General features: G+C 32.5%; 11 protein-coding genes. 8 read left to right on the forward strand and 3 right to left on the reverse strand.

From position 1 onward, the window contains the following. Nucleotides 1-702 (reverse strand): NAD-dependent epimerase/dehydratase family protein (locus tag BO51_RS09390; RefSeq protein ID WP_496486094.1); only part of this gene is annotated, 702 nt, incomplete at its 3' end. A gap of 398 nt (nucleotides 703-1100) precedes the next feature. Here BO51_RS09390 and BO51_RS09395 point away from each other — a divergent pair. The 5 genes from BO51_RS09395 (at nucleotide 1101) to BO51_RS09415 (ending at nucleotide 5222) form a co-directional block, all read left to right on the forward strand. Next, entirely contained in the window at nucleotides 1101-1484 is a 384-nt protein-coding gene (locus tag BO51_RS09395) for an NINE protein (RefSeq protein ID WP_496486096.1), read from the forward strand. Nucleotides 1485-1496: 12 nt separating this feature from the next. Next, on the forward strand, nucleotides 1497-2477 hold the full coding sequence (locus BO51_RS09400; RefSeq protein WP_496486098.1) for an SPFH domain-containing protein: 981 nt from the start codon (nucleotides 1497-1499) through the stop codon (nucleotides 2475-2477). A 107-nt stretch (nucleotides 2478-2584) separates the two neighbouring features. Next, nucleotides 2585-2791 (forward strand): hypothetical protein, encoded by a 207-nt coding sequence (locus tag BO51_RS09405; protein WP_496486100.1) that lies wholly within the window; start codon nucleotides 2585-2587, stop codon nucleotides 2789-2791. A gap of 336 nt (nucleotides 2792-3127) precedes the next feature. Beyond that, nucleotides 3128-3505, forward strand: a complete 378-nt coding sequence (locus tag BO51_RS09410) for a hypothetical protein (RefSeq protein ID WP_496486102.1) — start codon at nucleotides 3128-3130, stop codon at nucleotides 3503-3505. Nucleotides 3506-3773: 268 nt separating this feature from the next. Continuing rightward, a complete protein-coding gene (locus BO51_RS09415; protein WP_496486104.1) occupies nucleotides 3774-5222 on the forward strand; it encodes an aminoacyl-histidine dipeptidase in 1449 nt (482 codons plus the stop codon). Between the two features lie 313 nt (nucleotides 5223-5535). Here BO51_RS09415 and BO51_RS09420 read toward each other — a convergent pair whose 3' ends face one another. Next, entirely contained in the window at nucleotides 5536-6204 is a 669-nt protein-coding gene (locus BO51_RS09420) for a TetR/AcrR family transcriptional regulator (protein ID WP_496486106.1), read from the reverse strand. A gap of 230 nt (nucleotides 6205-6434) precedes the next feature. Here BO51_RS09420 and BO51_RS09425 point away from each other — a divergent pair, with 230 nt between their 5' ends. From BO51_RS09425 to BO51_RS09435, 3 genes are read left to right on the forward strand one after another with little or no spacing between them, the layout of a single operon-like run. Beyond that, a complete protein-coding gene (locus tag BO51_RS09425) occupies nucleotides 6435-7760 on the forward strand; it encodes a glycine/sarcosine/betaine reductase component B subunit (protein ID WP_496486108.1) in 1326 nt (441 codons plus the stop codon). An 11-nt stretch (nucleotides 7761-7771) separates the two neighbouring features. Further along, nucleotides 7772-9082, forward strand: coding sequence for a betaine reductase selenoprotein B (grdH, locus tag BO51_RS09430; protein ID WP_496486110.1), 1311 nt, complete (start codon nucleotides 7772-7774; stop codon nucleotides 9080-9082). A gap of 57 nt (nucleotides 9083-9139) precedes the next feature. Next, a complete protein-coding gene (locus BO51_RS09435; protein WP_496486112.1) occupies nucleotides 9140-10633 on the forward strand; it encodes a glycine betaine uptake BCCT transporter in 1494 nt (497 codons plus the stop codon). A 6-nt stretch (nucleotides 10634-10639) separates the two neighbouring features. On the opposite strand, the gene BO51_RS09440 is transcribed toward BO51_RS09435, so the two are convergent. Then, the gene (locus BO51_RS09440) at nucleotides 10640-11167 is read right to left on the reverse strand and encodes a DUF308 domain-containing protein (protein ID WP_496486114.1); all 528 of its coding nucleotides are present in this window, start codon (nucleotides 11165-11167) and stop codon (nucleotides 10640-10642) included. Between the last annotated feature and the right edge of the window lie 165 nt (nucleotides 11168-11332).

Raw genomic sequence — 11332 nt, forward strand, 5'->3', positions numbered from 1 at the left:
TTTACCATATTCTGCTGCAAGGATACACCCTAAAGCTACATCTCGCACATCGACAAAATCATATCCACCAATTACACATGCAGGAAGTTTACCATGCATGTACTCAGAAATCATCTGAATTAGGTGATTTCCACCATCATCATATGGTCCAATAATTCCAGAAGGCAATACAATTACAGCATTTAATCCTTTTTTTGTAGCATCTAAAACAGCTTGAGCAGCTTCAGCTTTTGTTTTGGCATATCCACCATTGACAAGTTCTGGCGAAAATGAATCTGGCTCTTTCATAATCTGCCCTTTAGGGAGCTCTGGAATAGCATGAACAGAGCAGACATATACCAATTTTTTCACATTTTTTTCTTCACAGAGTTTTATAATGTTTTTAACACCACCCACATTAACTTCATGTACTTTGGGGGGTATTTTATTTGCTATGGATATTAATGCAGCGGTATGAATCAAATATATTTCCTTATTTTCATCTTCTTGAAATAGTTTTTGGAGAGAATTGATATCACAGACATCACCTATATGATAAGTGATGTTTTTTCCTATCACTTTTGGTGTTTCGCCAGGTAGAAGAAGTCCAGATACCTCATAATCTAATTCAATTAGTTTCCTAATAATTGTACTCCCCAAGTGCCCAGCAGCTCCTGTTACTATATATTTTCGAGTTTTTGTTTCCTGCGAATATATATTCATTTTGCTGGACTCTCCTTTCACATCAATATTAAAGTTGTATTACAAGATTATTATATCGTTGTGATCTTTGGCTTACAATGAAGATATATTTTAAAATGATTTTAGTACAATGCAAAATCGTATTTATAAAACGCTGCTATGTATCATTTGCTTTTGAAAAAACATGTTACTTGTTGATGGTTTAAGATTTATATTGAGAATACATAATTCATGTACTATATTTAAAACAAGGTTGTTTTGTAACAATATCACTTTTTTGAATGAAGAATTTTCAAAAGAAATATGAATATCCTTGTTAATAAATATATAAAATAGTATCTATTTGTGCATTTCATGAAATGGGAAATAATATTTTATATTTATGACTAAATAAATAAACTATATAGGAGGTTCGAATTATGGAGCAAAAATGTCCAAAATGTGGGGCACCAATCCAGAACAGTAAATGTGGTTACTGTGGATATGAAATTGTAATAGCAAAGGAGAATTTAGATAGAAATGGTATAAAGGAAGGAGAACATTATACAATAAATAATGTTCAAGTGAATAATTATGATTTAAATTTGTCAAGAGTCAATTATAGCACAAAAAGCAAAAAAGTAGCCTTAATCTTATGCCTATTTTTAGGAGTTTTAGGAGGACACAATTTTTATGTTGGTAAGATAGGAAAAGGATTATTATATTTATTAACAGGTGGATTGTTTGGCATTGGTGTAATAATAGATTTAATTTCTATCATTTTTGGTTCATTTAAAGATGCTAATGGGCTGTTATTAAAGTAATGAGGTGATACAATGGGTATTTGGGATTCAGTAAAAGATCAATTTCTAGATGTAATAGAGTACGAAGACGTTACTAATAAGCTAATCGTGAGTAAATATGTTAGACCTAGTGGAAATAATGAAATAAAACAAGGATCCAAGGTTATAGTGCGTGAAAGCCAAGTAGCTATTTTCTTAAAATCAGGGAAGATCGCAGATGTACTTCAGCCAGGAACTTATACTTTAAACACAGAAAATTTTCCTGTTTTAACTTCACTAGAAGCATTCCCTTTTTTGTTCAATTCTCCGGTTATTGCTGATATTTACTTCGTAAGCACAAAACAGTTTATTGACAACAAATGGGCAACCAAAAATCCAGTTATTAAGAGGGATAAGGACTTCAATATGGTAAGAGTCAGGGCTTTTGGGAAATTCGCGTTTCGAATTGTTGATGCAAAGACTTTTATGAGAGAAATCTTTGGTACAAAAGGTATAATAATGACATACGATATAATACAATATTTTTCATCAATGGTTTCTGAGACATTTGCTACTATTATAGGGGAAAGCGAATATTCAATTTTAGATTTAGCATCTCAATATAAAAAGCTATCAATTCTTATACAAGAGAGATTAAATCAGGGCGCTCAAGATATAGGCGTTCAGTTTAGTGATATTATTATAGAAAACATTTCACTACCAGAAGAAGTAGAAAAATTAATCGATGAACAGTCTGGCATTGGGATTGTCAAAAATGACATGGATACGTTTATGCAATATCAAACTGCTAGAGCGCTTAGAGATGCATCTAAACAAGAAGGAGGCCTTGCTGGATTAGGTGCTGGGATTGCTCTTGGTAATACATTGGCAAATACAGTTGAAAATTCAACAGTCTCAACTAAAAATCAAAAGGATAAAGTAGAGCAGCTAAGAGAATTAAAAAGTTTATTGGACGAAGGCATTTTAACACAAGAAGAATTTGAAATAGAGAAGAAAAAAATATTAAGTCAATAACTTGAGCTAATTATATATAATGGGACTTGTGTCTAGATTATTGATACAAGTCTAGCAGATGACTTAACCATTAAGTAATCACTATAGATGTATTTTATATTGGAGATTTGTTAGAGATATCGAGGAACTTTGAATTTGTTTTGAATCGTTATGAGAATGCATACAGTAAGAGCAAAGGGACAAAAGAGAATTCTGCAACTGAAATCACATCTTTGATTAATAATTACTACAATTTGTTCGTTGCTTCAGTGAGTTTAATTAACCATGTAGATTATGATACCCTTGACATGATAAAAAAAGATCTTGAAAAATGAATTTTATGGATAGAAGAAAATTACATTTCAGTTGATAAAGATGGTTATCATATTTTTAAGATGTACACTTATCAAGATATGGTTGAAAGTGGATTAATAGATGAACTTGACTTAGAGGATATTGAAAGGTAAAAAAAAATAATTTATGTTGCTAATTTAAAAATAGTTTAACTTAACTAATATGAGTTAGCTTTTTATTTAGCAAGATTGTATATTATTTTATGATGTGCTTTCTTGCTCATACATAAACATAATATTAGTTTGCATCATTAAAATCACAGAGAGTAATGATTTTAGAACTTTTTATGTAAAATAATGAGTGAGGAGATGACAAATATGAAGAGATTTTATTTATTAAGCGTGCTAATTATTTCTATCTTTATTAGTTTTCTTACAGGTTTTTATGTAGGCCATCATAATGATTTAAAAGATAGAGCAATAAGAAGAGAAACATTAATTTCATTTGCAATAAACAAATTAGAGGATCTAAAAGTAAGCAATAATGAGAACGTTTTAGAAGCGTTAACTAGCAATATATATGCAGCAATACAATTTACAGATGATGAAAGACTTTCCTCTGCGTTAACTGAGTTATGGAATGCTCTAATTTTCAATGGAGAAAATTTATCTGGGAAAGAAGATGAATTAATTAAATCCCTTGAAAATGCAGACCCTGTTGTAATTAATGATTTAGCTCATAGTATTAGACAGTAAGATTTCACTCCATTTAACTAAAATTTATATATAAGTGACTTATATCATAAAGCTACCATTATGTATTTTAAATTAGTTTAGGTAGCATTTAATAATCTGAATAGATTCGCAACAAACATTCTCATTTAATTCAAACTTATGTATAAATAGTATTTACATATATTTGTATATATATTGTTTATCTTTATATAAGAGTATATAATATAAAGTGGAAAAAAGGTATGCACAAGTGACTTGTGTAGATTTTCTCATTTATAGGAGGGATAAAATGGGAGTTTTAGATGGACTAAAACCAGAAAGAGTTTTTTACTATTTTGAAGAATTAACTAAAATACCTAGATGTAGTTATCACGAAAGAGAAGTTAGTAACTATCTAAAATCAGTTGGAGAAAAGCTTGGTCTCGAAACAATTCAAGATGACCATCTCAACATCATAATCAGAAAACCTGCTACAAAAGGATACGAAAATTCAGTAGGAGTTGTATTGCAAGGTCATATGGATATGGTATGCGAAAAAGAATCAGATTCGCCTCATGACTTTTCTAAAGACCCTATTGAATTAATTGTAGATGGAGACTGGATTAAAGCAAATAAAACCACTTTGGGAGCAGATGATGGATTAGGGGTGGCAATGGGATTGGCATTAATTGAAGACGATACTCTTGAGCATCCTGAATTGGAATTATTAGTAACAGTGTCAGAAGAAGTTAACATGGATGGCGCAATAAATTTATCAGATAAAGTTTTAAATGGCAGAAGATATATAAATCTTGATTCGGAAGAAGAGGGAATACTCACTATGGGGTCTGCTGGTGGAGAGACGATCGAAGTAGAGCTTCCTTTGAACTATGAAAATAGTGATGAATACATTGAATACACAGTTAAAGTGACAGGGTTAGTTGGAGGACACTCAGGAATTGAAATTCATAAACCAAAAGGAAATTCAAACAAAGTATTAAATCAAGTCCTTGAGGAAATATCTAAAATATCCGATTTAAGGATCATTGAAATACATGGTGGAACGAAAGATAATGCAATTCCTAGAGAAACAGAAGCTAAAATAGGTATTAAAAAATCAGATGTTGAATCAGTGGAAAAAGCATTAGATAAAATAAAATCAACAGTGTTAGAATTAAATAAAGGAATCGAAGGGAATATAACTATAGCCATAACTAGGTCTGCAGATGTAAATAAAGTATTATCTAAAGAAAGTACTGAAGCTATCATGAATCTAATCAGGGATATTCCTACTGGAGTGTTTACAATGATTCCAGATAACCCTGAAATTGTTGAAAGCTCTGATAATTTAGCGAGAATTGACACTAAAGATGATAAATTTATCATGATAGTTTCGATGAGATCTTCCTCACAAAAATCTATGGATGATCTTAGAAATAAAATCGTTTCGGTAATTGAAAAGAACAATGCAAATTACAAGATAGTAAATCAATATCCTAAATGGGAATATAAACCAAAATCTGAATTAAGAGATACTGCAGTGAAAGTATTTAAAAACATGTACAACAAAGATATGGAAACAACTGTCATTCATGCAGGACTTGAATGCGGTGTAATTAATGAGAAGTATCCAGATATGGATATTATATCTATTGGTTCGGATTTAGAAAAAGTCCATACTCCAGAAGAAAGAGCTTCAATATCTTCTGCACAAAGAGTATATGAATATTTAAGAGAATTATTGAAAGAATTAAAATAAATATAAAAATAGCTTAAAGTTTTCTTTAAGCTATTTTTTATGTGCGCCCAGCATGGGCGTAAACTAGTCGGTGAAAGTCCGATACGGGCTTGGTAATAGGAACAGTTAGATAAGAGTAAGAGTGTCCATGGTTATGCGGAATCTTAAGGAAGCTAGAGGCAAAGTCCTTAACCGACGAACAGAAATCACATCAGGGTGAAGCAGAGTGGATGAGTTTGCATATCAAAACAAAGTCTAATACTACCATATGAATGAAGCCTATCTAGCGGTGCTGGGGGTTGATCAATTAATTAATTATTTATCTTTCAATCTATTAATAATAAAATTCATATTCTTTTATCAAAAACACCTTTACGATATTTTTTATGTATTCCATAGTATTATTTCTCGCATCATCATAACTTATTTGATTTCTTAGTACTCTCTTTAGCATTCCTTCAAAGATCAATAGAGTCATGTCATTTAGCTTTTCCGCATCTTCTTCTCTTATAAAGCCTTCTTCAACGCATAAAGAAACAGTTGTTTTACCCCTTTCTTTGATATCACTTTTAAGAAGCATAGTTGTTATGTTTTCATCAAATTTTACTAAATCTTCAGGGAAAAATTTATAATATTCATCAACATAGTGTTCAAAATGCTTATCTAAATTAGGAAAGAAAATAGCATTATAAATTTCTGGCTTATCATATGCAAAGTCACAAAAACATTCCCATACTTTTAAGAACATATCCATTGCATTTTTCGCATCGACAAGATAAGTTCTTAGAGCTAGAGCGTAGTCTTTTAAACTTCTCATGGCAGTGTAGAAAAGCAAATGGTCTAGATTTTCAAAGTAATTATATAAGGTAGCACTGTTAAATCCAGCTTTTTTAGCAACATCTCTTATTTTCACGCCATTAAATCCAGACTCTTCTATTATCTCTTCGGCTGCATTTATAAATTTTAACATCATATTTTTCTTTTGTGATTTTTTATCTCTCATAACATCACCAATTAGTAATTTTAGAATATCTTAACATAAATATGGTTATCTTACAATTTATATTGTTATATTGTGCTGTAATTAATCACAAATAATCGAATATTTAAAAATTCAATACAAATTAAATAAATATTTAAAAATTTCATAATAATTATTGTAATCTAATCGTGATTATGATAATATAATTTTTAACAAAGATAATCATGATTATAATAAAAGGGAGTGAAATAATGAAATTAGAGATTGGTAATTTTTATGTTAAAGATGTTCTTTTTGGCGAGGAGACATCTTACAAGGACGGCATACTCACTATCAACAAGGAAGATGCTTTAGCTTTTATCAAAGAAGATGAGCATATCACAGATGTGGATATTGAGATTGCTAAACCAGGAGAAAATACTCGTATAGTTCCTGTGAAAGAAGCCGTAGAACCAAGGGTTAGGCCTGACGGAAGAAGCACTTTTCCTGGTGTTACGGGAGAATTAGAAGCATGTGGTAGTGGAAGAGTTCACGCATTAAAAGGAGTTAGTGTCCTCGGAGTTGGAATGCACTATGGTAGCTTTGGCGATGGATTAATTGACATGGGTGGAGAAGGTGCGAAGTATACTTTATTCTCACAATTAATTAATATTTGCATAGTAGCTGATACCGATGAAGAATTTGAAAGATTTGAGCAACAAAAGAAAAACAGAGCGATCAGATGGGCAACACATAGATTTGCCGAGTATTTAGGAAACATTGTCAAAGAAATGGATCCAGAAACAATTGATGTATTTGAATTAGATCCTATACTAAAGAGGGAAGAAAACGTTTCTAAATTGCCTTCAGTTGTCCTAGTAATGCAGCCACAATCACAGATGGAGGAATTGGGTTATAATGATTTAGTTTATGGATGGGATATGAATAAATACTTACCTACTTTCATGCATCCAAATGAAGTTCTTGACGGAGCATTGATTTCAGGAAGTTTTATGCCAGCCTCATCGAAATGGTCAACTTACGATTTTCAAAATTTCCCTACCATAAAAGAGTTATACAAAGAACATGGAAAGAGCATTAACTTTTTAGGAGTCATAATGTCAAATTTGAATGTTTCTCTAGAACAAAAAAAGAGATCTTCTATATTTGTAGCACAAATGGCTAAATCATTAGGCGCAGATGGCGCGATTGTCACAGAAGAGGGGTATGGTAATCCTGATGCGGATTATATTATGTGCATAAGAGCTTTAGAGGATGTAGGTGTAAAGACTGTAGGAATAAGTAACGAATGTACTGGAAGAGATGGTGCAAGTCAACCTTTAGTGACATTAGATGAAAAAGCGGATGCTTTAGTGTCTACTGGAAATGTTTCCGAATTAATAGAACTTCCAAAGGCAGATAAAGTAATAGGGGAACTAGAAGCTCTCGCTAGAGATGGCTTGTCAGGAGGATGGAGTTATGACGAAATTCTTGGTTCTTCTGTTAGAGAAGATGGGTCAATAATTATGGAAAACAATGCAATGTTTTGTGGTGATGGAATTTCTGGCTGGTCTATAAAGACAATGAAAGAATTTTAGGAGGTGTAAAGATGAAAAAAGCAGTTCATTATATAAATCAATTTTTTGCCGGCATTGGTGGAGAGGAGATGGCAGATTATAAGCCTGAGATTAGAGAAGGGCTCGTAGGACCTTCATTAGCACTAAACAGCATGATAGATGCTGAGGTAACGCATACTATAATCTGCGGAGATAATTTCATGGGAACTCATACTGATGAAGCAGTTGAGGAGATATTAAAATTTCTAGAAGGTATTGATTTTGATATTTTTATAGCAGGGCCAGCTTTTAATGCGGGTAGGTATGGTGTTGCGTGTGGTACAATATGTAAAGCAGTTAAAGAAAAGTTCAATGTTGAAGCTATAACCTCAATGAATGAAGAAAACCCCGGAGTCGATATGTTCAAAAAAGATATATACATTTTTAAAGGTGGTAAATCAGCAGCTAAACTAAGAGATGATGTAAAGAAGATGGCTGATTTTGCAAATAAAATTCTAAATGGCAAGAAAACAGGCTCAGCTGATGAAGAAGGTTTCTTTGAGAGAGGCATAAGATCTCAAGTTTGGCTTGATGATAAGAAAACTGCAGCAAGAAGAGGAGTAGAAATGCTCATCAAGAAGTTGAATAATGAAGATTTTGTCACAGAGCTCCCTATTCCAAAACAGGATAGAGTAGATATAGCACATCCAATAAAAGATTTGTCGAAAGCTAATATTGCACTTGTCACAACAGGAGGAATAGTTCCCGTAGAGAATCCAGATAGAATTCAATCTGCCTCAGCAACAAGATGGGGTAAATACGATATTTCGAATTTAGAAAGACTAGAGTCCGGGGTGTATAAGACAATACACGCAGGGTTTGATCCTGCTGCTGCAGATGCGGATCCTAATGTTATTTTACCACTGGATGTTATGAAAGAGTATTTAAGAGAAGGGAAAATAGGGAAACTTCATAAATATTTTTACAGCACAGTTGGCACTGGAACAACACAAAAAGAAGCTAGCAGAATGGGTAAAGAAATAGTCGAAGAACTTAAGAAAGACAAGGTTGATGGAGTTATATTGGTTTCAACCTGAGGTACTTGTACTCGTTGCGGAGCAACGATTGTAAAAGAAATAGAGAGAGCAGGAATTCCTGTAGTTCAAATGTGCAATTTAGTTCCAGTAGCATTGACTGTTGGAGCAAACAGAATAGTTCCAACGATATCAATTCCTTATCCATTGGGAGATCCATTAACTCCAAAAGAACAACAATATAAATTGAGATATCACAGAGTTGGAGTAGCTTTAGACGCTCTAACCACAGATATAGAAGACCAAACAGTATTTAAGGTAAAAATTTAATTTGGGGCTTTTATGCCCCTTGTGTTCTCTTAAAAAAATGGATAGGAGAGGAATATCATGGAAAAGGCAAGAAAAAAAGATAATACTGTTTTTTATGTATCGTTGATTTTAGCTATTGGAATTGTTGCTTGGGGCATAGTTGCACAAGATAATTTCTCTAGATTTGCAAATTCGCTATTGAGCTTTTTAACCAATAAATTTGGATGGCTTTACTTAATATCAATGTTTATTTTTGTAATATTTGCTGTTGTTTTAGCGTTTAGTAAATATGGGAATATTAAGCTTGGAAGTGAGGATTCAAAACCTGAATATAGTACAAAATCGTGGTTTGGAATGCTATTCGGAGCGGGAATGGGCATTGGATTGGTATTTTGGGGCGTTGCGGAACCTATTTCACATTTTGTAAAACCAGCTAATGGGATAGAAGCAGGTACTGCTCAAGCTTTTAACTTTGCTATGAAAGCGTCTTTCATGCATTGGGGGCTTCATCCTTGGGCAAATTATAGCATAATAGGTTTAGCTTTAGCATATTTTCAATTTAGAAAAGGCAAACCCGGGTTAATAAGCAGTATATTCATACCGTTATTTGGAGAAAAAAGAATAAATGGCCCAATAGGAAAGACTATAGATATATTAGCTGTATTTGCTACTGTAGCTGGAGTTGCTACATCACTTGGGTTAGGTACTATGCAGATAAATAGCGGGCTAAATTATTTATTTGATATTCCTGAAACAAGGTTAGTGCAAATTATAATCATTGGAGTTATAACAGTGTTATATATTTGGACAGCTGTTAGTGGAATTGATAAAGGGATTAAATTTTTAGGGGATATGAATCTTATTTTAGCGTTTACATTACTGATATTGACAATATTATTGGGGCCAACTTTAAAAGTTATTAATTCACTTACAAATGGAATTGGATTGTATTTAAATAATTTTATATCAGATAGTCTGCATATAGAAGCTATGGGAGATAATTCTTGGACTAACGCATGGACCATTTTTTATTGGGCTTGGTGGATTGCTTGGGCGCCATTTGTTGGGACATTCATTGCTAGAATATCTAAAGGTAGGACTATTAGAGAGTTCATAGGAGGAGTTATGTTAGCACCTGCATTGGTTTCTCTGATTTGGTTTGCTGCTTTTGGATCTATGGGAATGAATTTACTTGATAGAATAGGCTTGGAGGGTTTATCTTTAGCAGCTGCTAATCCTTCTACAGCACTTTTTAAAGTTTTCGATTATTATCCGCTCAGTACAGTATTGTCAATGATAACCGTGGTATTATTGGGAACATTTTTCATAACTTCTGCTAATTCAGCTACATTTGTTTTAGGAATGCTATCATCACATGGTGATTTAAATCCTAGTTCGAAAAAACAGTTTATATGGGGAATTGTTCAAGCATTACTGGCAACTTCATTGCTTTTAGCAGGAGGATTGCAAGCGCTACAAACCGCATCCGTAGCAGCTGCATTCCCATTCATATTTGTAATGCTTCTGGCAATGGTTTCACTTGTAAAAGCTTTAAAAGAAGAAAAGATATAGGTTAACCTATATCTTTTCTCTATACACAATACCATAAATCAAGTAATTGAGTCCTGCTACCAATAGAATAAGACCTATTAAAACAGAAACTGTTACCCAAGTGATTAGAGGATTAAGTAGTAGCAAAACTCCAAAGAGCAACAATAAAATATTCATTACAATACTTGTTGAATAAATAGCTGGACTAATTTTTTTATAAAATCCAACTGAGAAGAAATTTTGTACAGCTTCTACTATAAACCAGATGGCTACTGCATAAGTCAAAATATTTATAGCAAATTCAGTCTTAAATAACAGCAATATTCCAAATAAAGTTAATAAAATGCCAAAGAACAACATAAACTTAGATCTGAAATTAAACTCTTCTCTTAAGTTCCAATAAGCTATTATCATCATAATACCTCTGACTACACTGACTGCTCCGATAATAATTGCTAAAGTAGCAACTGTAGCTAAAGGATTTACGAAAGCCGTAACACTGGCTACTATCATAATTAATCCACCGATAATGTAGAGAAAATTTCTCTTTGTCATAAAATCCCTCCTTGTACAATATAGTTATAATCAAATTACAGTTTTCCACTGTAATAATTATCAATTTCTTAAATAATAATATAGTCTTCTTTTCTAATCATTAAATACATTTCTTTGGCTTCTTATCTTAGCCATAAAGCCAGTTTATTTTGGCCTGAACCATGA

The organism is Soehngenia saccharolytica DSM 12858 (assembly GCF_059568515.1).

Coding starts and splice junctions, on each gene's coding strand:
- BO51_RS09410 (WP_496486102.1), top strand. CDS start 3,128: ATGAAGAGATTTTATTTATTAAGCGTGCTAATTATTTCTATCTTTATT.
- BO51_RS09395 (WP_496486096.1), top strand. CDS start 1,101: ATGGAGCAAAAATGTCCAAAATGTGGGGCACCAATCCAGAACAGTAAA.
- BO51_RS09440 (WP_496486114.1), bottom strand. CDS start 11,167: ATGACAAAGAGAAATTTTCTCTACATTATCGGTGGATTAATTATGATA.
- BO51_RS09435 (WP_496486112.1), top strand. CDS start 9,140: ATGGAAAAGGCAAGAAAAAAAGATAATACTGTTTTTTATGTATCGTTG.
- BO51_RS09400 (WP_496486098.1), top strand. CDS start 1,497: ATGGGTATTTGGGATTCAGTAAAAGATCAATTTCTAGATGTAATAGAG.
- BO51_RS09420 (WP_496486106.1), bottom strand. CDS start 6,204: ATGAGAGATAAAAAATCACAAAAGAAAAATATGATGTTAAAATTTATA.
- BO51_RS09425 (WP_496486108.1), top strand. CDS start 6,435: ATGAAATTAGAGATTGGTAATTTTTATGTTAAAGATGTTCTTTTTGGC.
- BO51_RS09415 (WP_496486104.1), top strand. CDS start 3,774: ATGGGAGTTTTAGATGGACTAAAACCAGAAAGAGTTTTTTACTATTTT.